Origin of the sequence: Micromonospora tarensis, assembly GCF_016803395.1 — a bacterium.
Lineage (GTDB): Bacteria > Actinomycetota > Actinomycetes > Mycobacteriales > Micromonosporaceae > Micromonospora > Micromonospora tarensis.
In genome coordinates this window covers 19,233-44,883 of sequence record NZ_JAEVHL010000007.1, presented here as the reverse complement: position 1 = coordinate 44,883, position 25,651 = coordinate 19,233, and the positions used below count along the sequence as shown (strand labels likewise).

At 68.7% G+C, this 25,651-nt stretch carries 26 protein-coding genes; 10 read left to right on the top strand and 16 right to left on the bottom strand.

The window, feature by feature from the left end; translation table 11 throughout:
- The first annotated feature begins 83 nt into the window (after window positions 1-83).
- Together JM949_RS02935 and JM949_RS02930 are read left to right on the top strand one after the other, a co-directional pair.
- The gene (locus JM949_RS02935) at window positions 84-398 is read left to right on the top strand and encodes a hypothetical protein (RefSeq protein WP_203146919.1); all 315 of its coding nucleotides are present in this window, start codon (window positions 84-86) and stop codon (window positions 396-398) included.
- Window positions 395-1,492 carry a HigA family addiction module antitoxin gene (locus JM949_RS02930; protein WP_203146918.1) on the top strand — a complete coding sequence of 366 codons (1,098 nt, stop codon included), beginning with the start codon at window positions 395-397 and terminating at the stop codon, window positions 1,490-1,492. The genes JM949_RS02935 and JM949_RS02930 overlap by 4 nt, the downstream gene beginning before the upstream one ends.
- A 927-nt stretch (window positions 1,493-2,419) precedes the next feature.
- On the opposite strand, the gene JM949_RS02925 is transcribed toward JM949_RS02930, so the two are convergent.
- The 10 genes from JM949_RS02925 to JM949_RS02880 all read right to left on the bottom strand — a co-directional run bounded on the left by JM949_RS02925 (window position 2,420) and on the right by JM949_RS02880 (window position 10,880).
- Window positions 2,420-2,875, bottom strand: a complete 456-nt coding sequence (locus JM949_RS02925; protein ID WP_203146917.1) for a SitI3 family protein — start codon at window positions 2,873-2,875, stop codon at window positions 2,420-2,422.
- A gap of 14 nt (window positions 2,876-2,889) precedes the next feature.
- The gene (locus JM949_RS02920; RefSeq protein WP_203146916.1) at window positions 2,890-3,300 is read right to left on the bottom strand and encodes a CdiA C-terminal domain-containing protein; all 411 of its coding nucleotides are present in this window, start codon (window positions 3,298-3,300) and stop codon (window positions 2,890-2,892) included.
- 185 nt (window positions 3,301-3,485) lie between these two features.
- Window positions 3,486-4,013, bottom strand: coding sequence for a DUF6244 family protein (locus tag JM949_RS02915; RefSeq protein ID WP_203146915.1), 528 nt, complete (start codon window positions 4,011-4,013; stop codon window positions 3,486-3,488).
- 166 nt (window positions 4,014-4,179) lie between these two features.
- Entirely contained in the window at window positions 4,180-4,800 is a 621-nt protein-coding gene (locus tag JM949_RS02910) for a histidine phosphatase family protein (RefSeq protein ID WP_203146914.1), read from the bottom strand.
- A 16-nt stretch (window positions 4,801-4,816) separates the two neighbouring features.
- On the bottom strand, window positions 4,817-5,929 hold the full coding sequence (locus JM949_RS02905) for a glycosyltransferase family 4 protein (protein ID WP_203146913.1): 1,113 nt from the start codon (window positions 5,927-5,929) through the stop codon (window positions 4,817-4,819).
- Between the two features lie 3 nt (window positions 5,930-5,932).
- A complete protein-coding gene (locus JM949_RS02900; RefSeq protein WP_203146912.1) occupies window positions 5,933-7,060 on the bottom strand; it encodes a glycosyltransferase family 4 protein in 1,128 nt (375 codons plus the stop codon).
- A complete protein-coding gene (locus tag JM949_RS02895) occupies window positions 7,057-7,959 on the bottom strand; it encodes a phosphotransferase (RefSeq protein ID WP_203146911.1) in 903 nt (300 codons plus the stop codon). Before JM949_RS02895 ends, JM949_RS02900 begins: the two co-directional genes overlap by 4 nt.
- Window positions 7,940-8,881, bottom strand: coding sequence for a glycosyltransferase family 2 protein (locus tag JM949_RS02890; protein WP_203146910.1), 942 nt, complete (start codon window positions 8,879-8,881; stop codon window positions 7,940-7,942). Before JM949_RS02890 ends, JM949_RS02895 begins: the two co-directional genes overlap by 20 nt.
- Complete coding sequence (locus JM949_RS02885) at window positions 8,878-9,879, bottom strand: phosphoenolpyruvate carboxykinase (ATP) (RefSeq protein ID WP_203146909.1); 1,002 nt, start codon at window positions 9,877-9,879, stop codon at window positions 8,878-8,880. The genes JM949_RS02890 and JM949_RS02885 overlap by 4 nt, the downstream gene beginning before the upstream one ends.
- The gene (locus JM949_RS02880; RefSeq protein ID WP_203146908.1) at window positions 9,876-10,880 is read right to left on the bottom strand and encodes an NAD-dependent epimerase/dehydratase family protein; all 1,005 of its coding nucleotides are present in this window, start codon (window positions 10,878-10,880) and stop codon (window positions 9,876-9,878) included. The genes JM949_RS02885 and JM949_RS02880 overlap by 4 nt, the downstream gene beginning before the upstream one ends.
- Window positions 10,881-11,107: 227 nt before the next feature.
- Here JM949_RS02880 and JM949_RS02875 point away from each other — a divergent pair, with 227 nt between their 5' ends.
- Together JM949_RS02875 and JM949_RS02870 are read left to right on the top strand one after the other, a co-directional pair.
- Window positions 11,108-12,013 (top strand): hypothetical protein, encoded by a 906-nt coding sequence (locus tag JM949_RS02875; protein ID WP_203146907.1) that lies wholly within the window; start codon window positions 11,108-11,110, stop codon window positions 12,011-12,013.
- Window positions 12,006-12,701, top strand: coding sequence for a RibD family protein (locus tag JM949_RS02870; RefSeq protein ID WP_203146906.1), 696 nt, complete (start codon window positions 12,006-12,008; stop codon window positions 12,699-12,701). The genes JM949_RS02875 and JM949_RS02870 overlap by 8 nt, the downstream gene beginning before the upstream one ends.
- A 249-nt stretch (window positions 12,702-12,950) precedes the next feature.
- Here the strand turns inward: JM949_RS02870 and JM949_RS02865 are convergent, their stop codons facing one another.
- Together JM949_RS02865 and JM949_RS02860 are read right to left on the bottom strand one after the other, a co-directional pair.
- Complete coding sequence (locus tag JM949_RS02865) at window positions 12,951-13,826, bottom strand: DMT family transporter (protein WP_203146905.1); 876 nt, start codon at window positions 13,824-13,826, stop codon at window positions 12,951-12,953.
- Between the two features lie 34 nt (window positions 13,827-13,860).
- Window positions 13,861-15,198 carry a hypothetical protein gene (locus tag JM949_RS02860; protein WP_203146904.1) on the bottom strand — a complete coding sequence of 446 codons (1,338 nt, stop codon included), beginning with the start codon at window positions 15,196-15,198 and terminating at the stop codon, window positions 13,861-13,863.
- 320 nt (window positions 15,199-15,518) lie between these two features.
- On the opposite strand from JM949_RS02860, the gene JM949_RS02855 reads away from it, so the two are divergent.
- The 6 genes from JM949_RS02855 (at window position 15,519) to JM949_RS02830 (ending at window position 21,697) form a co-directional block, all read left to right on the top strand.
- Window positions 15,519-16,925 (top strand): APC family permease, encoded by a 1,407-nt coding sequence (locus JM949_RS02855; RefSeq protein WP_203146903.1) that lies wholly within the window; start codon window positions 15,519-15,521, stop codon window positions 16,923-16,925.
- Entirely contained in the window at window positions 16,922-17,935 is a 1,014-nt protein-coding gene (locus tag JM949_RS02850) for an acetamidase/formamidase family protein (protein ID WP_203146902.1), read from the top strand. The genes JM949_RS02855 and JM949_RS02850 overlap by 4 nt, the downstream gene beginning before the upstream one ends.
- 14 nt (window positions 17,936-17,949) lie before the next feature.
- Window positions 17,950-18,633: a GOLPH3/VPS74 family protein gene (locus tag JM949_RS02845; protein WP_203146901.1), complete on the top strand. Its 684-nt coding sequence runs from the start codon at window positions 17,950-17,952 to the stop codon at window positions 18,631-18,633.
- 43 nt (window positions 18,634-18,676) lie between these two features.
- The gene (locus JM949_RS02840) at window positions 18,677-19,345 is read left to right on the top strand and encodes a GNAT family N-acetyltransferase (protein ID WP_203146900.1); all 669 of its coding nucleotides are present in this window, start codon (window positions 18,677-18,679) and stop codon (window positions 19,343-19,345) included.
- Window positions 19,346-19,617: 272 nt separating this feature from the next.
- Window positions 19,618-20,748: a hypothetical protein gene (locus tag JM949_RS02835; protein WP_203146899.1), complete on the top strand. Its 1,131-nt coding sequence runs from the start codon at window positions 19,618-19,620 to the stop codon at window positions 20,746-20,748.
- 70 nt (window positions 20,749-20,818) lie between these two features.
- Entirely contained in the window at window positions 20,819-21,697 is an 879-nt protein-coding gene (locus JM949_RS02830) for a hypothetical protein (protein ID WP_238432461.1), read from the top strand.
- A 135-nt stretch (window positions 21,698-21,832) separates the two neighbouring features.
- On the opposite strand, the gene JM949_RS02825 is transcribed toward JM949_RS02830, so the two are convergent.
- The 4 genes from JM949_RS02825 to JM949_RS02815 all read right to left on the bottom strand — a co-directional run bounded on the left by JM949_RS02825 (window position 21,833) and on the right by JM949_RS02815 (window position 24,714).
- Window positions 21,833-22,657, bottom strand: a complete 825-nt coding sequence (locus JM949_RS02825) for a class I SAM-dependent methyltransferase (protein WP_203146898.1) — start codon at window positions 22,655-22,657, stop codon at window positions 21,833-21,835.
- 79 nt (window positions 22,658-22,736) lie between these two features.
- Window positions 22,737-23,414, bottom strand: coding sequence for a site-specific integrase (locus JM949_RS36325; protein ID WP_309231972.1), 678 nt, complete (start codon window positions 23,412-23,414; stop codon window positions 22,737-22,739).
- Complete coding sequence (locus JM949_RS36320; protein ID WP_238432460.1) at window positions 23,372-24,196, bottom strand: tyrosine-type recombinase/integrase; 825 nt, start codon at window positions 24,194-24,196, stop codon at window positions 23,372-23,374. The genes JM949_RS36325 and JM949_RS36320 overlap by 43 nt, the downstream gene beginning before the upstream one ends.
- A 197-nt stretch (window positions 24,197-24,393) precedes the next feature.
- The gene (locus tag JM949_RS02815; protein ID WP_238432459.1) at window positions 24,394-24,714 is read right to left on the bottom strand and encodes a helix-turn-helix domain-containing protein; all 321 of its coding nucleotides are present in this window, start codon (window positions 24,712-24,714) and stop codon (window positions 24,394-24,396) included.
- Between the last annotated feature and the right edge of the window lie 937 nt (window positions 24,715-25,651).

The following is a 25,651-nucleotide window of genomic DNA, read 5'->3' as shown; positions in this document are numbered from 1 at the left end:
GCCAGAACGTTCCATGCACCGGATAGGTCTACGAAACAGTCGCGTAGAGGTGACCCGTGCATGAAACGCTAGAGTCCAGGGTGATGGACATCTGGTTCGGCGACAACGAGACCGCCGAGTTGTGCAGCCGGGCAGCCAAGCTGACGGCGCGCTGGGGGGCGGCGGGCGGGATGGCGGTCGGCCGCAGGCTCTTGCAGATCGAGGCCGCTCCGACCGTCGAGGCGCTGCGCGCACTTCCGGGCGGCCTGCGCCGCGACGCGACGGACGACACGTGGATGATCAACGTTGGCAACGTGGCGGTCATCCGGTTCGCCCTCGACGACCGGACGTCCGACGGCGCTGGCACCGTGCGTGTGCTCTCCGTCAGCGATCAACCAGCGGGAAGGACTCGCCGATGACAAACACCGGTAACACCCGGCGGTTCCGGCCCGACTACGCGGTCCCGCCCGGCGAGACGCTGGTCGAGGTCCTCACCGAACGCGGCATGAGCCAGGCCGACCTGGCGCGGCGGACCGGGTTGTCCACCAAGCACATCAACCAGATCGTGCTCGGCACGGCGACGCTGAGCGCCGAGACGGCCGTGAGGCTTGAACTGGTCACCGGCGTGGCCGCGCAGGTGTGGACCGGGCTGGAGGCGGCCTACCAGGTGGCGCAGACCCGGCTGGAGGAAACCACCCGGCTGCAGGCGCACGTCGACTGGCTGAACCAGCTCCCGGTCGCAGAACTCATCCGCAGAGGCTTCGTCCGCAGCGACACGTCGCCGGTCGAACGGCTGCGCGAGGTCCTTGCCTTCTTCAAGGTCGCCTCACCGGACGCGTGGCACCAGGTCTGGGCGGTACCGACCGCCTATCGGCAGTCCCGCGCCTTCGACGTCGACTACGGCGCGCTCGCCGCGTGGCTGCGCATCGGCGAGATCCGGGCCGACCGAGCCGACCTACCACCATTCGACCGCAGCCGGTTCCGTGACCACCTCCCCCGCATACGCGCCCTCACCAACATCGAGGACCCCAAGATCTGGCTAGCGCAACTCGAATCCCTGTGCGCTGACGCCGGCGTCGCACTCGTCGTCGAACGCGAGATCGTCGGCGCCCGCATCAACGGCGCCGTTCGCTGGCTTCCCAGCGAACGACCACTCGTCCAGCTCAGCGTCCGGCACCGCTGGGCGGACATCTTCTGGTTCACGTTCTTCCACGAGGCAGCACACGTCCTTCTGCATGACCGCAGAAGGTTCACCATCGTTGACGGCATCGACCGCCCCGACACCGACAACGCCATGGAACTCGAAGCAGACGACTTCGCCGGCCGGGTCCTGCTACCTCGATCGTTCGACAGCCGCCTGGCCACTGTCCGTTCCCAAGCGCAGGCCGTCGCTCTAGCGAAGGAAGCCGGTGTCCATCCCGGTATCGTCGTCGGCCGCCTCCAGCACGACAAGACCATCCCGTACAGCCACTTCAACCGCCTCCGCACCCGGCTCGCGTTCACCGACGAGTAGTCCGCTCCATCGGCTCTTCCTCGACTCACCCCAATATTCTCACCGAGCCGCCGGCCGTGGATGGCATCCACCGACCCGGACTTCGCCGCCGCCGGTGCCGACCGGACGTCTAACGAAATGCGCCCTGCGGGGCTTCGAACAGGTCCAAGCCCTGGTACTCGCGACTCTGCCGCCACGGCGGCAGAGTCGGTGTCGCTCTTCCGGGTGATGAGCCGCTGTTCGGAACATCGTCATGCTGAGCCGCAGGACGGATCGACGAAAGGCGGCGGTCATGCGGTCGAGCAATGGTGTGATCTTCAAGCGGTGCGGGTGCCACAGTCCATCGCGCCATCGGCACTCTGAACAGGCTAGACGCCGCAACCGCAAATCTTCAGCAAGCGATCACAGCAATAGCGCCTTGCGACCAATTTTGGATCTTTAGAACTGGGAACCCGCAGGTCATCAGCCTGCGGGTGAGAATCGCGTGCTGTTTAGGAAACCGATGCTCTATCCCCTGAGCTACGGGGGCGCGAGTGGTCAGTGTAACGACCTGGGGTTCACCTGGGGTGGCAGGGAGTGGCCCACGTTCACCCACGTTCCCCGGACCCCCGTTCTCCCAGCCCAGGACCACACCCGGAGCACACGAACCCCGATTTGCGACCGGCGCTCGGCCGCAGTGACCCGCGCTGGCACCGGTTGACCCCGGTTGGCATCCGCTGGAGAGCACACACCGCGCACATCATCGAAGATCATGTGGGGTTTCCCGCTTCCCCGGCTGGCGTCGCCTCCCACCGCGGGTCCGGTCACGTCGCCATCAGCCTCCGCGGCGGCCCGGTCGTCGTTGTCGCGGGTCAGGTCCGTCGGGTCGAGGAGGACGACGTCGATGTCACGCACGAACGGCGGGTCGAAGCCGCGTCGTTCATCAGCGGGTCACCCCCGCTCGGCGGGTCATGGGGTGACGAGGTCATCTATGCCGTAGTGGCTCCACCAGGTAGGCCGGTGTCTGCGGAGTGTGCCCTCGACACGGGTCAGCAGGAGCCAGTTGCCGTTCTGGACCAGCGCCGCGTCCTCCTGCCGGGCGGCCAACACCCGGGCCACGGCCTGCATCATGTTCGGGATCCCCTTGTCGACCACGTCGTCCGCCCGCATGGAGAAGTCGATGTCGACGTACGTCTCCGGCTCCCACTCCCAGCGGGCACCGTTGTCGCCCTCGGCGTCGAAATAGCCCTGGCTCCCTGAGGAGACGGTCAGCGCGTACCCGCACGTGTCGTAGAGGCGGGCAGTCAACAGCCGCGGGTTGGTGCCGCTCGGCCTGGGCTTCTCGGCGGGTTCGGCCGCCACGAGATCAGCCACGTGGTCCAGGGGCAGGTCACCCGCCAGGGTCAACCTGAACTCGACAGCCATCTCTGCGCCTCTCCTCAGTCTCGACGGACGACCTGCACGATCACGCCACTCGGCGTTACCGCGACGAGTTCTTTCAGCCTCTCGACGGGCCAGGTGTCGAACTGTGTCCGCAGAGCGGCGAGGTCTCCGTGCCAGTCGTGCAGGTTCAGCACCACTCGTTGGGTCTGCTCCTTGTCGACCTTGGCGCGGACCTCGCTCCAGACACCCCGCACCGGCTTGCCAAGAGTGGGCGAATAGCAGTCGAACACGTGACCTTCGATCAGGTAGTCCGGGTCTTTGTTCGGGTTGCCCGAGTCGCCGGTACGGAGCCGGGCGTCGGCGATCTCCTGCCTGGTGGGGTTCTGGTGGACTTGGTAGCTCTTGCTGGCGACTATATCGGCGCATTCGTTCTCGAGCTCCAACGGACGACGCCCGTCGTCGTCCAACCGCGGTGGAATTCGGGTTCTCGGACCGGTCGGCGTCCCGCCCGGGACTCCGGTTGTTTGTCTGGTCCAGGGCGCGCCGTGGTCGTGGTCAGCGGACGTGGTGTCGCCGGCGGCATGAGGTGGCGAAGGCGGATCAGCGTGCGCGGAAGGGGTAGGGCTGGTAGGTGGGTGACCGCCAGCCCTCGTCAGTTTCCCGACGACCCCAACTGCCGGGCCTGCGCGATCGCCGCCTCGACAGCCTGCCGGGCCCCGCCGGTGCGCGCAGCGATCAGCACCAGGACCTGCTTGATGGCCTCTAGGGCCTGCAGCAGCGGCCCGGGTTGCCCGCCCTGCAGGACCACGGTGACGAGTTGCTGCGCCTCAGCAACTCCGGTGATGGCCCCGGCCGCCGCGTCACGAGCGGCGTCCACGGCGCTCAGCACGGGCGCCAGCCCGGCGATCGTCTCCTGCGGGGTGGCCTCGTTCGGCACCGCCGCGGTGGCCTTCGTCGCCTCACCGATCGACCCGGCGAGACTTCCCAAGCCGCCCTGGATGCCCGTGATCGCGTTGCGCACCCGCGCCACACCCGCCGCCACGGCGACGAAGCCCGCGCCCGCGGCCCGCAAGGCCACCTCCTGCGCCTGACTGTCGGCGGCGGATGCCAACCCCTGCGCTCGTTCGACCCCGGTCATCATCGCGCGAAGTTCAGCGGCGATCTTCTCGATCTGCGACACGTGGCCGGCATCCCCAATCGATGAAAGTAAAAGTGTTCGACAGCTGAACCTACCGCTACTCGCGAGGCCACCAGGCACCGGCGAGGCGGTCGGCACCGCAGACAGACCCGCTAACTTCCGGTCATCTCTGCATCTACGGACAGATGCCGGGTGTCGTTGTGGCTGGTCAGGGTCCATCGCCAACCAGCGGAGGGTCGGGTCCAGGAGAGCGGTTGCTGCACCCAGGTCGTGACGCTTGCATGGTACGCCGCGACAGCCGCGGTGGCCCGAACGGCGATGGGCATGGCCAGGAGTGGTGGAAGGTGGCATCGATGGTTTCGCCGTGGCCTAAGACGAGGACGCGCTTACCTACATGCCGGGTCGTGATCTCGCCGATGGCGACGCTGGCCCGATGCAGGTAGTCCCGCCAGGTTTCGCCGCCGGCTGCGAGCGGACGGTCCGCATCGAGAGCAGGGATGTCCCCGTACTCAACGACGACGTCGGTCCACGGACGGCCGTCGGCGGCGCCGTAGTCCTGCTCGGCGAGGTCTGCGACGGTCTCGGCGTCCAAGCTGAGGTACGCGCCGATGATCGCGGCGCTTTCCTGGGCTCGGCGCAGCGGCGTGGTGTAGATGGCGTGAATGGGGCGCTCGTGGTGCTCTTGACCGAGTCGTTGGGCTAGTCGTTCGATCTGGCGTCGGCCGCGGTCGGTCAGTCCGCGACACCCTTGGAGTCCTCCGACGATTTGTTCGCGGTTGCAGTGGGCCTCGCCGTGGCGGGCGATGATCAGTTCAGTGGGAAGTGTCATGGTCGCTGGTCCCGTCTCAGCGTCTGATGAGGGTGTCGTAGAACCGAAGGCATTGGGCGGCGTGGTGGACGGCGCTGAAGCGGCGGGCGAGGCACCGGGCGGAGTTGGCCAGGTTCTTGCGGTGTTGAACGTCGTGGATGAAGCGATCGACCGCGTCGGCCAACGACTGGGGATTCGCGGGCTCCATGACCACTCCTGCGCCACCGATCAGTTCGGCCATGTTGGCAACGTCCGTTGCGAGGACGGGCACGCCGTGGCCGAGGTAGTCGGCGATGGCACCGCTGCCCTGGAAGGTCGGCTGGGAGCGGTAGGGGAAGATCGCGAAGTCCGTCGCCGTTACGAGCGCCATCCGAGCTGCAGCGTCGAGGTACGTCGGTACGACACGCAGCTGTGTTGATCCGTGCGTGGTGCCCTTGACCTCAGCAGCGAGATTCAGTCCTGCCTGTGATGGGTCGTCCCAGAGCGGGCCGGCGACGATCATGCGGCCGGGTTTCTTCGTCCGCTTACATGCGGCGATGAGGTTCTCGGCGTCTTTCCAGGGGGCTGCGTAGCCGTAGAGGCTGCCAAGCGGCCGAAGGTCCGGGGGTTCCAGGGCTGCTGCAAGATCCTTCGGGTATCTCGGCGAGGTGCCCGATGGGATGGTGGTCGGCAGCCAGGAGACAAGGCGTGGTGCGTCGGGCCCGGCGAGGGTCTCGAGGCGCTCGGCTCCGTAGGTGCCGAAGCATACGAAGGCGTCCATCCCGGCGACTCCCCTGTTCACCGCCTCGCGCAGTTCCGGCTCGGGGACGTGGTCAGTGAACAGGGTCCAGTCGAGGCTGTGTAGGTGGTACACGGCCGGAGGTCGGCGGACCGGCCACAGCTCGGGTAGCAGTTGTTCGACGTCGAGATTACCGAAGTGGACAGAGAGCAGGTCGTAAGCGTTCACGTCGACGTCGGCAAGCAAGCCCTCGGCCTCCTTGCGGACGCGTTCGGCCGTCCAAAATCGGTCCTGCCCCTTGTCGTAGGGCACGCCCGATGAGCCGAGGCGGTCGACCCGCACGCCGAGGAATCGCAGCGCGGCGACGAAGACGTCGAGGTAGGGCGGGATGCTTCCGCCGGTGTGGTGTGGGCCGATCAGCAGGATTCGCACAGCTCACCTGCCGACGAGCTCTCGGTAGAGCCGGAGACTTTCCGCCGCGTTGACTGCCCAGTCGAAATGGTCGGGAAGGCGGCCGGCCGGGCGATCGGCCTGGGTCAGGATGTCCTCGAGGTGATCGAGGTCGCGGTACGTGTAACCGCCACCGGCGGCGAGCAACTCAGGCGCGGTGCCGAGGTGCTCTGGCAGCAGGACCGGGGTGCCACAGGCGAGCGCCTCGGCTATGGCGAGGCCAAAGCCTTCCCAGCGCGACGTGGACAGCAGCCAGTCCGCCGCGCCATAAAGGCCCGGCAGGTCGGTGTCATCCAGATCTTGAAGGACGGTGAGTGCGCCGCTGGCTGATGTGACCGGCGCGAACGTTGGTGAGTGGCCGAGCAGCACGGAGATGGAGGCGACGTCCCGAAGCCGGGTCGCGGCGGTCTCGAGCACGTCCCAGCCCTTCATCGGCGTGATCTTTCCGACCCATACGAGCCGGAGGCGTCCAGCCGGATCCGGCGACCATGGCGAGACTGTTTCCCCGGCCGCGAGGAGGTCGGGTATCGATCTGCGGCCTGCGACGTGGCCGTCGACCCCGAGGTCGATGTGGAAGCCGCTGGCGGGCGTGGTTGGCCTCCCAGGATGGAACCGTTCCCGGTCGACTCCGTTGGCCACCGCGAGTGGCAGAGGAATGCCGTACTCCGCCGCGAGATCTTGGGCCGCGTACCGGCTGACGGCGATGACCTGGTCGGCGGACTGGACGAGTTGGTGTTCGTCGCGAGCGAGGTCGCCCGCGTCGAGGCGGGCGGCGCTGAACTCGCCGCGCACGAGGACGGGGGCTCGGTCTTCGCGAGGTTTGGCGAGATACCGCAGGGTCTCCGCCTCCCAGGTGGAACAGTCGACGACGTCGGGCCCGACCGCGTCGAGGGCGGCAGCGACGGCCTCGCGGTGCTGAACCAGGTCTTCGGTGCGGGGAAGCGAGACGACGGTGACATCCTTCGCCTGCACTGGGTGGGGTGACTCCTGCGTGATCATGGTTACCGATGCGCCCAGGTCTGCCAGTTGCCGGGCCAGGGAGCGGTAGAGCGTGCAGATGCCGCCGCGGCTCACTTCGTGGAGGTCCCGGTGGACAAGGGCTACGTGGATCATGCTGGCCTCGCTGCGGCGAGCCGTTGTAGGCGGGTGCTGGCCGAGGTCCAGGCGGCCTCGATGATCGGCAGACACCGCGTCCGGGCCGGGTCGTCCTCGGGCAGTTCGTGGTGCAGGCGCAGCTCGCGGGTCAGGACCACAGCGAGGTTGAGCGCGAATGCGGCCTCGATGCCCGTCTCACTCACGATCGCCTCGATACGCTCGCGGATCACTGGCGTACTTGCGCCGACCTGGGTGTGGAGCATCGCAAGGTCGAAGCCGGGAAGGAACAGCCCGGTGAACTCCCAGTCGACTAGCACCGCCGTGGTCTCGGCCTCGTCATCGCTGTCGGAACGGTCGGCATTGAGGAGGATGTTGCTGGCCAGCGGGTCGCCGTGATTGAGCTGTTCCGGCGCGTCGCAGCGGGCCAGCAGACTATCCAGAGCCTCTCGCTGGTCCTCAGTGAGGTACCCCTTGGCCTGGTACCGAGCCAGGCGGTCGGAGTAGTCGAAGGTGGGTGAGAACCGGACGGCGGGGTAGGTCCACTCATTCAACGCGGTGATGCAGTCCAGGACGGCATCGACCTCTCGGGTGTCGAGCTCACGCTGGGGGTAGCGTTCGACCGCGAGGGGCGATGCGTCGACCCATTCCAGGACCAGCAGCCGGTCACGGTCGGTATGGAGGAGCCCGGGAACGCGGACAGGCGGGGTGGTGTCACCGAAGACCTCGTACACGTCCAGCTCGTGCCGCCACCTGGCCGCCCAGAACGGGTCTGGGTCGATCAGATATTTCACCGCTGCCGGTTCGCCGCGGAACGAGCCTCGCGCCAGCAGGGTCTTGTCCGTGCGCCGAAGCACCGTGTCGATGGTCAGCCCGATCGTGGCTGCTGAGCCAGGCAGATCAGGCGGCGTGTGCGACATCGGCGGTCTCCTTGATCGAGTCGATGAGCCGTTGGCGAAGGCCGGTCTCGGAGCGCTCCCCGTGCCAGACCGCGGCGATCTCTGCGACGCAGCGTTGAAAGTACTGGTCACTGAGCGCATGACCGGCCGCCAGGCGCGCCAACGAGTGCCAATACATGACGGCGATGTACAGCCGGAAGTGTTGCGCCTTGGGCGTGCGTGCGGGCCAGCGACACCACATCTGTTCGGTCAGGTTCCCGAAGTGGGCGAGGGCATGCCCATCGCCGACGGTCGCGCCGACCATGCTGGCCTCGCTCGCGATGCGGTGGTAGACGACGGTGGGCTCCGGGACGTGCACGAACCGGTAACGATGCTCGCGGGCCAGACGCAGCCACATGTCCCAGTCCTCAAGCGCGGGAAGGTCAGGGTCGAACCGAGCCGACTCCGGTGGGCGCCGAAGCACTGCGGTATGGACCGGCATGAAGTTGGCCACCGACAGCAGGTCCGGATCAAACGAGAACGTGGTAGGGGTGCTGAATGCCGGCGGGTTCGTGGGGTCGACGCGCGCTTCCTGGACGGCGCACACCGTGTACGCGAGGTCGGCATCCCCCGTGCTCAGCGCTGCGAGGGCTGTGCCGAGGTGGCTGGGCAGGAAGATGTCGTCGTCGTCGAGCAAGGCGAGGTAATCACCTCGTGCGACCTGAATGCCGACGTTGCGCGCTGAAGGAAGACCACCGTTCTGGTCCAGATCGATGAGGCGGACGACGAGGCCCTGCTCGCGGGCTGCGTTCGCGACCATGCTGACGTCGCATCCGCCGTCATTGACGACGACTACCTCGACGGAGCCGGGTACGGCGCGCTGGGCGGCGACGCTGGCCAGGGCATGCCGCAGAGGGTCGGGTCGGTTGTACGTGGGGATTACGACGGTGACGAGGGGTTTCATACCAGTCTCCGATTGGCGGCGAACCCCAGGATCGGGGCCGGATCACCGCAGTGAGTCCAGCGAACGACTGTCGACCGCTCGGCCAGGGCGGTGACGATGCGGCGGGCGTCAGCGAGGTACTCATCCCGGCCGCGCTCGGCCTGCGGAAGGTACCGCTGGTTGAGCGTCGGATCGAACATCCAATCGGTACGAACGTGAGCGAGAAGCTCCGTTACGGGATCCGCGACGGGTTCGGGTTCGCCAGCATCGCCCGGCGAGTAGCCCGCCAAAACGATCAACGTCGTAGCCGGGAAGCGGCGTGGGCCGAGCTCAACCGTGATCGGGTTGTCGTGACCCAAACGGCGGTACGTGTAGAGGACTCGCCGATCGAGCGGATAGACCTCGGATCTCGGTGACGCACGATATGCCTCGACATCGAGCCCGTCACGATCCCACGGCTCCGGCAATGCGCCTTCGAGGTCCAGATACGTGCCGATTTTGAGCGGAATCAGCGTGGGAAGCGACGTCAACGTGAGGGTGCCTGCCCCGTCACGCCCGTACATGATCAGGTGGTCGTTGGACACGTACCGCATCCCGTGCCGGAGGGCGGCCTTCAGAGCAAGGGTGGTTTTGCCGCTTCCCTTGTCTCCGACAACAACGATCGTGAGGGCCTCATCGACGACCGCGGAGGCGTGCAACATCGTGTATCGCCGCTGCTCGCAGCAGTCGACCAGGACTTCCCGTACGCACTTACGGGCGGTGACGGAGAGGCTCTCGGGGGCCCCGGCGCGCAGATGGACCGTGTGGTCAGAGCGGTCTATCCGCCAGGAAACGCCCCACTGGTTGGTGTTCGCATCTGGTTCTGGCAAGCCAACCTGAGCGTCGACCGTCCAGTCGTGGCCCGGCAAGGCGGCACCCGTCGCGGTGTAGAATTCGCCAAGGTAGTCAAGGACCGATTCTTCATTCGAGGTCACCTGCACCTCGACCGGCCCGACCGCAAATCGACGCGCGTAACTCATGACGCCTCCTTGATCGAATCGCGCCGCCGCGCGGCCCGGACGGTGACCCGGATGCCCTCCGCGAGCGGGGTCCTGGGGTGCCAACCGAGCAGGTCCCTCGCCCTCGAGATGTCCAACGCCATGCGCCGCACCTCACCTGGCAGCGGATCGGCATGGCGTAAAGCTCCAGTGCCGGCTGCCTGAGAGACCAACCCGGCGATCTCGCCAACGGTCGTCTCGACGCCCGAGGCGATGTTGACCAGCCCGACGCCGCCAGCGGTGCAGGCGGCGGTCACCGCCTCGGCGACGTCGGCGACGAACACGAAGTCTCGCGTTTGGTGGCCGTCGCCAAAGATGGCCAAGTCCGCGCCCGCCATCGCGGCCTGCGCCATCAGGCCGACGACGCCGCACATCGGGCCAACTTGGCGTGGCCCGTAGACGTTGCCCAGCACGAGCGCCGTGTAGTCGACGCTCCGGTGATCTCGGTACCAGTCGAGGTACTCAAGTGCCGTCGCCTTGCTCAGCCCGTACGGACTGGTCGGCGCGATCGGCGCGGTCTCCGCAACAGGCAGGGCATCGCCGTCGACCGTGCCGTAGATCGCGCTGGTGGCCGCGTACACGACGAGCCCGGTCTCCGCCTCAGCGCAAGAATCGAGCACGTTCACCGTTCCCCGGATATTGATGTCCGCGTCGACGAGCGGCGACCGTGTCGAGGCTGGCAGGCTCGACTGCGCGGCGAGATGGATGAGGATCTCCGGCCGCCACAGCCGTATGGCGTTTGCGGCCTCGGCCGACCGCACGTCACAGATCCGAATGTCCGCGCCTGTCAGGCCGCCGCTCAGGCTGTCGTCCAGGTTCTCTAGCCGGCCCGTCGAAAGATCGTCGATGACCTTCACAGTCGCGCCGGCCGCCAGCAACCGGGCGACCACGTGGCTGCCGACGAAGCCGGCACCACCGGTCACGACGATCGTCGACTCGTTCAGCCCACCAACTGCGTCAAGCCGCAGAACGGGATCAACCATGTGCCCTCCTCAACTCCATCGGATTCGCGTCGCCTCGACCCCCGGAAGGTCCGGCATGGTCGGTCACGATTGAGAGTGGGCTTGTCGTCGACATCAGGAAATTGACGCGACCCGTGGTCCGAGTCCACGGGCGTCGGACAACAAAGCGGTGGGACCAGGTCACGCGAACTTCCATCGAAATCCATTACCCTCTGGTCATCGCAGATCGACGACCAGTGGGGGGCGGGGTGGCTCGGCGCAAGACGTTCGACGTCACCGGCGTCTCGCTCCCGTTCTGGCGGCGCGATGACGTGCGGCTCGCGCTGGCCCGCCGCGAGATCGGGACCCTCTTCAAGATCTACCTCGAAGCGCACCCGGACTGCACGCAGACCCAGCTCGCGCTCCTAACCAGCCACGACCGGTCCGACGTATCAAACTTCATCCGAGGAACGCGTGGCCCGCGCGTCACTGACATCGACGTGCTCGCGCGCGTCGCCGATGGGCTCCTCATGCCCGACGAATCCCGCGTGATGCTCGGCCTCGCCCCGGTCGATGTGGCCATCTCCGCGTTCACCGCGCCCAAGCAGCGCGGGGCCCCGGTTGGCGACAAAGCCGCGGTGACAACCGGGTGGTTCCGGCCCACACGATCCGAACAACCACTACGCATCTCGGTTTGCGGAAGCCGATCACAAGACGCGGACGACAAGGCGATCGACGGCTGCATCATCGCCGTGAGTCGATGGCTCATGAACCACCGCTTCGACGTTGACCATGGACCGCGAGGCGTCGGCATCGAGATCATGACCTACATCGCCAATCACTACCGCCCGCCCAGCCTCGGTGCGGCCGTCGGCGTGTTCGGCCATCCGAACGTCGTCCGCAACGCCGACTACGTCCTCGTGTTCGGTGGCGGTCAGGGCACGCTGGACGAGATCGACCTTGCCGTCTCCATGGACAAGAAGATCATCCCTTACGGCGCCACGGGCGGAGCGGCCCGCAGCGCGCTCAACCGGATGCGGATCAATCTACGATTGCGCGAGTGGATCACGCAGGACCTATTCGACTCGCTGGACTCATGCGCCATCGCAGACGAGTTCATAGAACTCGTCGAGCGGATCATCGCCACAGACCGTAGGAGTGACATCCGTGAGTGACCGACCGTACGTCCTGCTCAAGTGCGCCATGTCCCTCGACGGCTACATCGACACGGCCGGCTCCACTCGACTCATCCTCTCCAACAAGCAGGACCTCGACCGGGTCGACGCGGTGCGGGCCGCCTGCGACGCGATCCTCGTCGGAGCCAACACCGTCCGCCGAGACAACCCCCGGCTCATGGTGCGGTCCGAAGCCCGCCGCGAAGCCCGGACCGCCGCCGGACTCTCGGCCACGCCGGTCAAGGTCACAGTGAGCCGCGGGGGCGACCTCGATCCCACTGCGGCGTTCTTCACCACCGGTGACATCGAGAAGATCGTGTACTGCGAGACCAGCGCGATCGCCAAGCAGCGGGAACACCTCGGGTCGGTGGCGACGGTCGCCGACGGCGGCGACCCGCTCTCATTCCCGCGCGTATTGGCCGACCTCGCCGGGCGCGGCATCGGTCGGCTCCTAGTCGAGGGTGGCAGCAGCGTACACACCGCACTGCTGACGGCGGATCTTGCTGACGAACTGCACCTCGTCGTGGCACCCTTCTTCGTCGGCGAGGCCGACGCTCCCCGGTTCGTGAACCCGGGGTCATTCTCATGGACATCAACAAGCCGGGCCCGCCTTGTCGAGGTACGACAGGTCGGAGACGTCGTATTCCATCGCTACGCCCTCTCCGACCGCTTCGCCTCGATCGGCTGAGGCCAAGCGTCGAGTACGTCTCGCCGCCGTTGACTCCGGCTGATCACGTAAGGGCCCGGCAGCTCTCCGCGCTTGTCAATCGCTACGTCTTGAGCGGCGGAGTTGCCCGCAAGCATGAACTTGCAGAGGTGAAACTCCCCCGCGAGGACCGGGCGGGTGAGGGCGGGACACGAAGGCTGCGCCAAACGCGGCCCGAGACCGCTCGGGGATCCCGACACGGTGAGCCCCGTCGAGGGGTGGAAACAGGCATCACGGAGGTGTCGGCTCGCTGCGGTGGGCGGCGAGTACGGACCCGACAATGATCGCCGCGAGCCCGAGGACAGCGGCCATGCTGATCTGCTCGCCCAGGAGGGCCACGCCGAAGGCGACGGCGAACGCGGGTGAGAGATAAAAGGCGAGCGCGGCGCGGGCAGGTCCAATCTGGGTGATGAGCTTGTAGAACAACGCGAGCGTCGCGCCCGTGCACGCGATCCCGAGCACGAGCAGGGCCGCTGTCGCTTCCAAGCCGGGCAATCTGCTTGGAACCGTGGCCGAGGCGGGCACGGCCACGGCTGCGGTGGTGACCAGCATGGCGGAGGTGGCGACGCCGAGGGGCGGAGCCTCGGCATATCTGCGATGTATCAGCATCGCGCCTGCGGCATAGCAGACCGCCGCGACGAGGATGAGCGCGCCGCCGAGCAGCGCCAGTCGACCTCCACGCAGGTCAACGCCGAAAAGCAAGACCAGGCCGATCAGGCCGAGGAGCACCCCGGTCAGGCCCTGCCAGCCATGCGGACGCTCATCAGGTGCGAAGCGGAGGGCGAGGAGCGCAACGAACAGTGGCTGCGCACCAAGGAGGATGCCGGCGACGCTTGCCGACACGTACTGCTGGCCGTAGGTGAGCAGCAGCAGCGGCGCCGTGGACTGCACCAGCACCGTCTCGATGATCGCCCGCGGGTTGCGCCAAACGGGCCGAAGCGCGTCCCGGCGTATCGCGAGGGGAAGCAGCAGAAGCGCGGCGAGGAGCACTCGGCCAAGGACGACGAGCGCTGGCGAGAGATCCCGCAGAGCGACGGTGATGAGCGGGTACACCGCGCCCCACAGGGCGGACAGGATGACCAGTTCAATCCAGGAGCGGCGGGTCACAGCGGGTCGGAGCGGGTCGACGTACGCACGCGCTCTAGTTAATCAGCACCTGCCGGTAGAGGCTCTGAACGCAGTCGAGGCCGGCCCAAGGCAGCAGGTCGATCAGGAGCTGCCGTAGGCGCTTGCGATTGCGCTCGGATCCGGTCCGACGCGCGAGGATGTCAGCCTGGGTGGCCGCATGGCAGGCCTGCTCGATCTGGTTCATCTGCGTGTACGCGACCGCGAGGTCGATGAAGGTGCCGGAGCGTTCCCGGACGAAGTCAGCGGGCAGCAGGGTCAACGCTTCGTAGAGCGAGCGGGTCGCGTCGGTGGGACGGCTGAGCCGGGTCAGGCATCGACCCTTGAGCCGGGCGGCGTGGCAGTCGGCGTTGAAGAAGCTCAGCCAGCCGGGCGTGTTTGCGGCGCTAACGCCGTCGAAGACCCGTTCGGCTTCTGCCAAGGCGGTCATTCCCCGGCGAGGCTCGTCAAGGAGGCCGTACGCCTCACCGATCGCCTCACCCAGCCAGGAGTTGACAGCGGCCGGCATGCCCTGCCCGCCGACGTCACGGGCGGTGCCCAGCAGGCTGAGGGCGGTACGGCCGTCGCCGCGGTGCAGGTGGATCTGGCTGAGAACGCCGAGACCATACGAGTGCAGAGCTCGGTCGTTCGCCTTTTCGGCGAGCGAGATCGTGAGCCGGCAGAAGCCGTGTGCCTGTTGGTAGCGCTGAGCGTCGATGGCGAACCAAGCCGCGAGCTGGGCGGCGTCACCCGCGGCGCGCAGCAGCCGGTGATGGGTACCAGCGTTGGTCGTGCGGTTGCTGACCTCCAACATCCGGTGCAGGTGAGCGCCGACATCCACGCTCACCCGGCCTGAGCCCTCCCGGTAGTCGAGATGCCGGTAGGTGTCGGTCAGGATCTCGAAGTCCTCGACGATCCGATCGGTGACCCGGGTCAAGACCGTGCTGGCGGGCAGCGGAGCGCCGGTGGTGCGCTCGCCGGTCGGCCCGCCCGCGTGCGGCTCCGGTTCGCTCGCACGCAAGGCCGCTGTGTCGAGGTGACTGTGGTCCTCGCCGCCGAGCAGGTCGCCGGCCGCGCACCGGTAGAGAAACGCCAGCTTGTTCAGCGTGTTCAACGACGGTGCCCGGCCCGCCGGGCCCGGCCAGATCTCCCAGTACGAGATCTGCTTGGCGGTCTTCGGCGCGTCCGCGTCTGGCCACTGCTCGTTCCAGCGCCGCGCCACGTCAGCCTGTGTCAGGCCGTGCGCGAGGCGGAAGGCCACCCGCGGGTTGAACCGGTACCGCTTCCGCCAGTGCGAGGCGATCTGCCGGTACGTCCACCCGCTGGCGCGAAGCTCGTCGGCCTCTCGCTGGTAACTACGCGCGCTCCTCGCCATCCCCGCCTCCTCCTCCGGGCCGCCGTGAGTAGCACGTTAGCGATCACCGCCGCTGTGACGGAAGCCATCCAACCGAGTACTCCCCGTGATCCGTGGAGTCCCGGCGGACCGATGATCCCCACCAATCGGGGTCGATCTTTCCCGCTGCGGACGCGACCCTCGATCACGACGCGGATCACCTGCTCAAGGGGCATCGCTGGCAGCACGCGATCCAGTAACGGCCGGAGGCGCGGGCGCTGATGGCGTCGCATTCAAGCCGGGTGGGCGTCCACCACCTGGCGCTAGGCCCGAGCAATCGATGGGGAAAGAGAGGCTCGCTGATGTATGAGCAAGACGAGTTAGCCCGGTACGGCTACCGGCAGGAGTTGGCGCGGAGGCTGCGGTTCCGCGACTTGGTCGCGTATGGGCTGGTGTACATGGTGCCGATCGCGCCGATGGCGATCTTCGGCAGCGTGTACGCCGGCTCCGGCGGGATGGTGGCCCTGGCGTACGCGGTCGGTGTGGTGGCGTTGGTGTTCACCGCGTTCTCCTACGCGCAGATGGTCAAGGCGTTCCCGATGTCGGGCAGCGTCTACAACTACGCCGGTCGGGGCATCAGCGCGCCGGTCGGGTTCCTGGTCGGCTGGGTGATCCTGCTCGACTACGTTCTCGTGCCGGGTCTGCTGTACCTGGTGGCGTCGATGGCGATGCACGCCACGGTCCCGGCGGTGCCGGTGTGGCTGTGGCTGCTCGTGTTCGTGGCGGTCAACACGGTCGTCAACTCGGTCGGGATCCGGATGACCGCGGTGGTCACTCGGGTCATGCTCGTCGGCGAGTTGATCGTCCTGGCGATCTTCTTGGCCATTGCCGGCTGGGCCCTCGCCTCGGGCAGGGGCTGGTTCAGCTGGGAGGCGTTCTACAACGCCGACACCTTCACCTGGTCGCTCGTCGCGGGCGCGGTGTCGATCGCGGTGCTGTCGTTCCTCGGCTTCGACGGCATCAGCATGCTGGCCGAGGAGACCAAGGGCGGTTCCCGGCAGATCGGCCGCGCCATGGCCGCCGTCCTGATCCTGGCCGGGGTGCTGTTCATCGTCCAGACGTGGCTGGCCGCGATACTCGTCCCCGACCCGGCCGGTCTCCTGGCGAATGGTGACCCGAACGGGACCGCGTTCTACGACGCCGCCGCCGTGGCCGGCGGGAGTTGGCTGGCGACCCTGTGCGCGGTGGCGACGGCCATCGCGTGGGGCCTGCCGAACTCGATGGTCGCGCAGGTCGCCACGTCCCGGCTGCTGTACGCGATGGCCCGCGATCGGCAACTGCCTGCGTTCCTGGCGAAGGTGTCGATCCGCCGCAACGTGCCGATCAACGCCACCCTGCTCACCGGTGCCGTGTCCCTCGCCCTCGGCCTCTACATGGCCACCCGCGCCGACGGGATCACCCTTCTGTCGTCGCTGATCAACTTCGGGGCGATGGTCGCCTTCCTCGTGCTGCACGTATCCGTGGTCGTGCACCACCTCATCCGCCAGCGCAGCGGCAACTGGTGGGCGCACCTGGTCATGCCCGGGATCGGGTTCGCGATCCTCGCCTACGTGGTGGTCAACGCCAATATCGCCGCGCAGCGCCTCGGCCTGGCCTGGCTCGCCCTCGGCATGGTCGTTCTCGCCGGCCTGTACCTGGCCGGCCGCCGGCCCGCGCTGTCGGGTTTGGCGCCCGCGCAGCCGCAGGCCCGTCACGTGGAACGGGTGTGACCGGCATGGACACGATCACTTACCGTCCGGCTCGCGATGAGTTGGCCTACACCTTCGGTGGCCGGATGCCGGTGGCCCACGTCCGCTCCGGCGACGTGCTGCGGGTGTTCACGGAGGACTGCTTCGGCGGTCTCGTGCGCGGGCCGGCGGACTTGCCGTCGCGGGTGTGCCGGATGCCGTACCTGAACCCGGTGTCGGGGCCGTTCTTCGTCGAGGACGCTGAGCCCGGCGACACCCTCGCGATCCACCTCGCTGCCATCGAGCCCGCCCGGGACTGGGGAGTCTCGTCGACGTTCCCGCACTTCGGAGCACTCACCTCGACCTCGCACACCGCTACGCTGCAGCCGCCGCTGGAGGAGCGGGTGTGGGTGTACGACATCGACCGGCAGACCGGGACGGTCCGCTTCCACGCCACGGGCAGCGACCACAGCGTCGACCTGCCCCTGGACCCGATGATCGGCACGATCGGGGTCGCGCCCGGCGGGTTCGAGGCCCGCTCCACGATCGTCCCCGACTCCCATGGCGGGAACCTGGACAGCCCGGAGCTGCGCGCCGGGGCCACCCTGTACCTGGGGGTGAACGTGCACGGGGCGATGCTCGCCCTCGGCGACGGCCACGCCCGCCAGGGCGAGGGTGAGGCCTGCGGCGTCGGGGTGGAGATCGCCACGACCACCACCCTGATCATCGAGGTCATCAAGGGCGTTCCGACGGTGTGGCCCCGTCTGGAGACCGACACGTCGATCATGTCAGTTGGCTGCGCCCGTCCCCTCGAGGACGCGTACCGGATCGCGCACCGCGACTTGGTCGGCTGGGTGAGTGACCTCACCGGCCTGGAGCAGCTCGACGCCTACCAGCTGGTGTCGCAGGCCGGGCGGGCGCCGATCGGCAACGTCTGCGACCCGAACTACACGGTCCTCGCCGCCGTCGACAAGCTACTGCTTCCGCAGCCGCAGGCCGCCTACGGCGGGATGCACGCCCGCCTCCGACAGCACGCCGGCGTGCCGCGGTAGAGGGCGGGATCCACATGGCCTCCTCCATCCCCCAGTTGCCGTTGCGGGACGAGTTGTTCCTGCTCGGTCACGACGACGACACCGGCCACCCGCACATTCACCGCCAGGCCCTCGCCCTCGGTCTGGCCGGTGCGGTACTCATCGACCTTTTCCTCGCCGGGCGGATCGCTCTCGACACCAGCGGCGACACCGGGCCGGGCGAGGAGCAGCGTGTCTGGCTGCACCTGGACCACCCGGTCGGGGACCTGATCGCCGATACCGCCCTGGCCTCTATCCGCTACGCCCATCCGGCCCTGTCGCTGCGGGGGTGGTTGCGCGGGTTCGCCGACGACCTGTACGACCGCACCCGCGCAGGCCTGCACGCTGGCGGGATCCTGCGCCACGACGTGCGCCGCCGCCTCGGCGGGCTGGCCCGGACCGACCGCTACCTGCCCGCCGACCTGAAGTGGCCGGTCGTCGCCCGCGCCCGGCTGCACTACATCGCCGCCGGCCGTGACCAGCCCGACAACCACACCGCCGCCCTCGGCGGCCTCGTCGCGACCCTCGGACTGACCAACCACCTCTACCTCGCCGACGACATCGCCGCCCTCACCGTGCAGCTACGCACCATCGCCGCGCAGCACCACCGGCAGGTACGCGACATCACCGCCGCGGTCGACGCCGCCGTCGGTGACCTCGCCACCGCCGCCTACCGGTGAGCCCGCACCATCCCACCCGATCCGCTGCCCTTGGAGGCATCTCATGGACGTCATTCCGCGTACCCGTGCCGCCCGGTGGGCGGACAAGGAACCAATCGCCGCAATCGTCGCCGACGCCCTGCATTCCGGTCCGCTCGCCCAGTGGCTGGTGCCCGACGCGACCTGCCGGCAGCGGATCCTCACCGACGTGGCGGTCATCTGGGTGGAACACGCCATGTTCTTCGGCGACATCCAGATAACCGACGACCTGAGCGCCGCCGCGATGGGGTTCCACCGCTACCGCAGCATCCCGCCACCGTCGAACTACCGCAGCCGACTGGCCGACGCCGCCGGCCCGCACGCGCGGCAGTTCGAACTCCTCGACCAACTCCTCACCCAGGTCCGACCCACCGAACCTCACTACCACCTGGCAGTTCTCGCCGTCATTCCCGCCGCCCGGCAGCGCGGTATCGGCGCGGCGATGCTCACCCACCACGAGAGCCGCCTCGACCGCATCGACATGCCCTCGTGGACCGAAACCATCCATGGCAGCCAGGACGTGTACCGCCGGCACGGCTACCTCCCGAGACCCGCGCTCACCCTGCTCGCCGGGCCGATCATCGCCCCGATGCGCCGCAACCCTCACCCAACTCGCGGATCCTGGCCCGACAACATCGCCAGGCCGGCGACCGTCACCGCGCCGGCGCGCCCCCAGTCTGACGCGCAGCGCTAGGCCGGGGTGCAGACGCCCAGGTAACAGCTCCCGACCGTCCCGCCTCGGCGCCCGCCAGCTGCGCTGGGCCCACGAAGGGGCGTACAAGCCGGTCGCCCGCCCGGAGAGGGACGGCAGCGGCGACCGACGTGGCCAGCGACGGCACTCCCCCGCTGTCGCCGCCGGCCACACCCTCCGCCCAAATGCGCAGCCCTCGGCTGCGACCGCCTGCACCAGCCCAGCGGTGCTACCCGCACCCACCACCTGAACACGAACAGCAGGAAGGAACGCCGATGCCGACGCGGACGCCAGTCCTCGCCGCGTGGACACCCGCCTTTGTCGCCAATGTCGTCGCCGCGAGCATCGAGCACGCCGCCGTCAACGGCCTGCACCGAGCGTTCCGGGACGTGGCCCGCGGCCATGGCCTGTCGCCGGCGACGGTTGAGGAATGGGTCTCGCGGGCCCGCACCGTGCAGGCCGCGCCCGTGCCACCCCACCTCCTGGCATGCCACACCTGCGCGCGATCCATGGTCCTCATCCAGCTGCCCGGCTGCGGCAGGGTCTACCTGTGCGCGCCGTCCTGCGGGCGCACACCGGTTCCGGCCGACGAGATCCGCAGCGCCGTCGCCGCAGTGATCCTGCACCGCACCCCACACCTCGTCCCACCCGGCAAGACGACCCAGGCCGCCTCCTACGCACTCGGCCCGATCCACCGCGTCACCGTCGGCGCGACCAGCACAGACCTGCACATCACCTGGAGAGCCGTATCCCGGCAAATCACCGGCCCGATGATGGGCATGGCTCAGCGTCTGCACGTGGCCCGGCGCCACGCCGCCGACAACACGCTCGAGCGTGCCATCGACGTCCTGAACAGCGGGCTCCTGCACATCGACCTCACCAGCGGCAGGCTCGCCCTGGACACCGCGACCGCCCGCGCCGCCGCGCTCCTGGCCACCCTCACCCTAACCAGCGGCGAACCAGCCGCCGCGCTGCCCTGGGCCCAGTGGGGACACCGCAGCCTCCGCCACCTCCTCCGGGACCCCACCAACCCGCAAGTCCGCGCCGCCCTGCGCGTCCTGGCCGCCACCCACCGCGCCGCCGGGAACCTCACCGCCGCCGCCGACTGCTACAGCGACCTCATCCGCCACCACACCCAAGCCGACGGACCCTACGCACTACCCACCCTCGCCGCCCAAGCCACCCTCGCCGTCGTCCTGCACGAACACGGCCACCAGGAACTCGCGCGGCAACTCCTCGCCCGCACCATCGCCGACCACCGCCGTGTCCATCCCCACCACCCCGCCGTCGCGCGTATGACAGCCGCCCTGTACCGCATGCACACCACAGCTAACGACCCGCCGGGTCATCCCACGCACTTCGCGATGACCGCCATGCCCGGCACCGGCCGGACCGCCCGAACCTGAACGCCCATCACCGGGACAGATTGCCTGGGCGCACCCGCACCAAACTCGCATCGGAAGGACACGAGACACCTTGCTCCGCACCGCCCTCACCACGCGCCGATGCTCGGCGGGGCTGCTCGCCGGCCTCCTCCTCGCTGGCTGCCAACCCGGACCCTCCGGCTCGTCATCGGCCACACCAGCTCCCGCGACGCCCTCGGCGTCCCCATCCCCGGCACTCGCGGCGACAGCGCCCGGCCTCACCCCACCGCAGCGCCTGCGCCTGCTCGCCGGCACCATCACCGCCGCCCCCGCCGATCGCACCATCGACCTGCCCTACAGCTACCTGCACACCCAATCCTGGACCCGTGCCACCAATGTCATCACCCGCTCAGACCTACAGCGCTGGCGCCGCGACGCCGACTACTCCGGCCGCGAGGTGACGCGCCGGCTCCCCGACGTGCGTGGCCTCGCCCACCGCCCGACATCTGACGAGCGCCGCCAATTCGCCGCTGCCGGGACGAAGACGACGCGATACGTCAGCGGCGATCTCGAGCCGTACCTTCCCGAACCGCTGCCCACCGATCCCGCGGAGCTCGCTAGTGCGCTGGCCCCATACGAGCTGGCCGGCGAGCCCGCCTACCCGCGCATGCTCGTCCACGGCGTCATCGGCGTCGCCACCAGCCAATACCTCGACCGAGCACAGCGCGCAGCCACGCTGCGCGTCCTCGCGGACGTGCCGACCATCGGCTACCAGGGCGAGCGGACTGACCTCGCCGGACGAACCGGCCTCGGCTTCACCGTGAGTGCCGACAACTCCCAGACGCAGCTCATCATCCACCCCAGCACTGGCGAAGTACTCTCCGCCCACGAACAGGTGCACGGTGCGAAGCCGGGCCTGTTCTCCTACGTGCTGATCCTCGAACGCGGCCACACCACCACCGACACCCGAACACTTTCCGGGCGGCCCTAAGCTGTCCCGTCTACTGGGAGGGGCGCATCGGCGCGTCGGCTCGCAGGTGATGTCCGGCTTCTGCAGTCCCGGCTGGCCCAGTCCCTGTTGAAAGCGTGGATCGCTGGGCGCCCTTCAGTCGTCCGCTGCCCGATTTCAAGAACCGGCCGGAAGGGCGGAGCTGTTTCGCCGCTGCGCCGTGTACAGCGCGGTGACGTAGTGGTCGACCGCCGTCCCGCCGGGTTGGCGGGCGATCACCTCGGCGACGCCGTCGAGGAACGCCTCGCGCTGGTCGGCGCTCAACTCGCGGACGTCTGGGAAGGTCCCCCACAGCCCGCGTGCGCCGTGCGGGGTCAGCTGGTGCTCCCAGCGGATCATTTCGACCCGGACGGGGCCGAACCAGTCACCTGCCCGCAGTTCCGCCGTGCGCTCGGCGACCCGCAGCGGCGCTGGCCTACCGGCGGGGCCGCGTTCCTGCCCCGGTAGCCATCGTCGATACACCGCGTCCAGCTCGGTGCGCCAGGGCGGGCTGCGGTCGGGGTCGCCGAAGACCGTCCACCACACCGCCAGCCCTCCGCCCGGCCGAACGAGGCGGGCCAGCCGTCGTACCGCCGCGCCCGCGTTTAGCCAGTGGAAGGCGGTGGCGCAGACCGCCAGGTCGAAGGTGTCGTCGGGCAGTGGCACGGTGGTGAAGTCGCCCTCGACGACGGTCACGTCGTGGCCGGCCAGGTTCGTTCGCAGCCGGGCCGCCAGCCGGCCACCGAGTTCCACCGCCAGCACCGACGCGCCGGCGTCCACGAGGGGACGGGTCACCTGCCCTGTTCCGGGTCCGATCTCCAGGACGCGCGCACCCGGCCGCAGCCCAAGCCCGCGAAGCACCTCGTACACCCGCCGTGGGTACCCTGGCCGGGCCGCCTGGTAGTTGTCCGGGTCCTCGTCGAAGCTGCCCCGCCGGCTCAGCCGCTGGTCCTCACCGCTCACGTCGCGAGCGTATTCGCTCGAGACCGGGACCGGCCCGGCCGCACGCGGTCGTCCGCTGCCGCCTTCGCGAGGTTGGGCTTCACCCCGCCTTGCGGCGCTTCTGGTTGATCTTCTTCGCGACGGCGTCGGCGGCGTCCTGGTGCAGTTGTTTGGTGACGCTTTGGTAGGTGTCGCGGGTCAGGGTGGTAGTGGAGTGGCCGAGTTGGTCGGCGAGGACCTTGATGTCGACGCCGGCGTCGAGGGCGATGGTGGCGGCGCTGTGGCGCAGGTCGTGCAGCCGGATCGGTGGTAGACCGGCTTTGCGGACGAGCCGGCGGAAGCGTTGGGTGATGGCGTTGGGGTGCCAGGGCTGCCCGTCGGGGCGGACGAAGAACAGGCCGGTGTCGGGCCACGCCGGACCGGCGGCGAGTTGCCACTGGGCGCGGCGGGCCTTGTAGGCGGTGAGGACCTTGACGGTGTCGGCGTCGAGGGCGACGTCGCGGTTGCCGGCTCTGCTCTTGGGGGGTTTCTGCACGGGGGTGTAGCCGTGGGTGGCGATCTGGTTGTTGATGGTGGTTTCCCGTCGGTGCAGGCGGACTTCGCTGTCACGCAGTCCGCAGGCCTCGCCGCGGCGGGGCCCTCGGTAGGCCATGTAGTGCCACATCGGGTGCAGGTCGGGAGCGTGCTGCGCGGCGTGGTCGAGGAAGTTGACGACCTGGGCGTCGGTCCACACCATCACCGGTCCGGGGACCTTGCCGGTGTCCTTCCAGCGTTGCACGCGTTCGTCCTCCCACACGATTGGCAGCGGCCGGTCGGCCGGGGTTTTGACCAGCGCGGCAGGGTTGGAGCCGACGATGAGTTCGTCGGCGAGGGCGTCGTTGATGGCCTTGCGCAGGCAGGCGCGGATGCGCTGACGACGCGCGGGGCCGGTGGGGCGCACCCGGCGACCGACTGGCGCACCGCCGGGTCGGGGCTGGTTCTGGCCGCGAGGATCTCGTCGTTGCGGCGTCCGATCGCGGCGAACATCTCGCGGATGTGGCTGGTGCGCAGCTTGTCCAGCGGGACCTCACCGAGGTGCGGGATGAGGTGCACGCGTACGATCGACGCGTAACCGCCGATGGTGTTCGCGTCGATGTTGAGGTGCTCCAGCCAGCCGGCGAGGTACTCGGCGAGGGTCGCCATGTCCGCCAGTGGGCCGTCGCCGCGCAGCCGCTGCCGGAGGCGGTCGACCTCGGGCAGCGGCCGCTTGGCCCGCACCGCGGCCTGAAGCACGTCGGCGACCTCGGTGCGCCGCCGCCGGTCCCCGCCGGCGAGGGCGAGTAGTTCCCGGGCCTGGTCGAGTTCGTCGGCGGCGGCGCGGCGGTTGGGTAGGCCGGCGCGGCGTAGTTGGCGGCGTCGGCCGTCGGTGGTGGGTGGGAGTTCGATTTGGTAGGCCCAGTGGCCGTGCTCGGAACTCCAGGCGCGGTTGGGGCGGCGCAGTTTGGGACAGTCGTTTCCGAAGGGCTTGCCGGTGTCGGGGTGGCGGCAGCCGCAGCGTTTGAAGATGCTTCCGTCAGGCATGGCAGGTGGCGCTCCTCGTTCAGGTGGGGTGCATCGGTTTCGTCGATCGACATCCACGCGTGATCCGCGGGCACGATCAAGTCGCCGGGACCGTCAGACGACGGTCCCGGCGCAAGGTCGGAGCTGGAACAGGGGCCGCGCGCGTTGGCGCGGCGTGGGTTGGACGCGATGGGCCCCGGCCGACGCGGAACGCGCGCCTACGGTGGGGCACTCGTGGCACCGGCGGCGCGCTCCGGCGTGGTGCCGGGGTCACCCAGGTGCAGGGTGGCGAGCAGCGGCGCCGTCGGTATCCGGTAGTGAGCCCCGACGCGGAAGTGCGGCACGGGAAACGCGTCGCGGCGGATCAGCTTGTAGGCGGCGGAGCGGGACATGCCGAGCACCACCGCGGCGGTGGCCAGGTCGGTGCTGGCGCCCAGGGCGCGGATCCGCTCGGCCGTCCACGTCGGCTCCCGCTCACCAGCGGCCGCCTCTTCCCCAGACTGCGGTGGCACCGTTCGAGTGCGTCTGGACGATCTCATGGTCATCTCCTCAACGGTGGGCACGGGCGTACGGCGTCAGGCACGGGGGCGCGCGGCGGTGAGACCGGGTGCCCGGATGCGGACTCGGTTCTCACGGCCGGATCGCAGGAGCAGATCCGACAGGCGCTCGATCTGGCTCGCGACGTCCAGCACGGCCGGCCGGGACGACTCAAGCGGTACTTACGTCGGTGCTCGCTCATCTCGATGTCGGCTCCGCGCCACGCCGGTCAGGGCACTGACATCTGTAAACCCGCGCCTGTGTGCTCTGGCGAACGCCTGCCTGACTCACCGCCACTCACAGGGACTCACAGGCCGCCCGTCCGAGCGCTCACACGGAGCCGGCGCCGATACCAACGCCGATGCGCCGCCGCCTCGACGCCAACCCACCCGGACAGTGGCAAAAGTCGATGACAGGTGGGCGGTGTGACGGTTGACGAATGCTCCGACAGCCTGTCCGCCGACGGCTCCGCCGCGGTGCCAACGTGTCACACGGGCAGCGGCGACGACCGGTCAGGAATTCATGCAAGTCGATGACAAGTTGTCCGGGAACATGTCCGTCACCGACGAGCGCGGACACCTCTGGCGAGCGGTTGACACACCCGCCTACGCGGCGCGGTGATGTCATGCCGGTTGGCCATCGCCGCCACGAGACGAACCTCGGCCAACCTGCGCCAGTGTCACTCCAGGCCAGTGACGCGCGAGGAAGAGTTGTCCCGGGCCTGATCAGCGATCCGCCGGACATTTTGTCAACGACGAGCATCGATGACATGCGCGACGTCACGGACACCGGTCCAGGCACGGAGGCATGCTGTGCCCACCTTGAGGCCATGGCCGCGCGGACGATACCGATCGGCACTTCTCGACGTCATGTGACCGCTCGTGAACGTGTGTCCGGACGAAGTGACACAGCGCCGAGGCCGATGTTCCTGTCCTCGCG